Genomic DNA, 571 nt, shown 5'->3' with positions numbered 1-571 from the left:
GCGATGAGGGCGCTTATCGCGCCTGCCCGGCCGACGGCCGGGGAGAGGAGTGGGTGAGAGTGAGGTGTCTCGGACAAGGGGTTCGAGAGCATCGACCAGGAGGTTTTCGCCATGAACATCGGTTCCATCAAGCAGAACGACGCCGGCATCTTCATCGGCCGCGTGTCGACCCTGACCGTCGTGATGACGATCGCGCTCCGCGAAGTGCGCAGCGCCAACCCGAAGGCGCCGAAGTACGAGGTCCACGCGCTCAACCAGGCGTCGCGGTCGTGGGTGCAGGTCGGTGCGCTGTTCGAGCTGACCGCCAGCGCCACCGGCGAGGCGTTCCTGAACGGCCGGATCGACGATCCGAGCCTCGCGCAGCCGCTCTACATCTCGGCGTTCCGCCAGCAGGACGGCTCGTACAACCTCGTCTGGCAGCGCCCGCAGCGCCGCCGCGACGTGACGGCCGCGATGGCGCCCAAGGGCGGCGACGACGGCCTGCCGCCGTTCCCGGGCACCGAGGACGGTGCGGGCACGGGCGAGCCCGCCGGTGCCGCCAGCGACGGCCTCGGCGAATCCACCGCCGGCG

1 protein-coding gene is annotated in these 571 nt (G+C 70.8%); it reads left to right on the top strand.

Features of this window, described 5'->3' with window-relative positions:
• Positions 1–111: 111 nt before the first annotated feature.
• On the top strand, positions 112–571 hold a 460-nt coding region (locus GO308_RS18570; protein WP_240886453.1), incomplete at its 3' end, for a DUF736 domain-containing protein.

This window comes from Sphingomonas sp. SFZ2018-12 (genome assembly GCF_022496715.1).
In the GTDB taxonomy this organism is placed as follows: domain Bacteria; phylum Pseudomonadota; class Alphaproteobacteria; order Sphingomonadales; family Sphingomonadaceae; genus Sphingomonas.
This window is presented reverse-complemented; position numbering and strand designations above follow the sequence as displayed.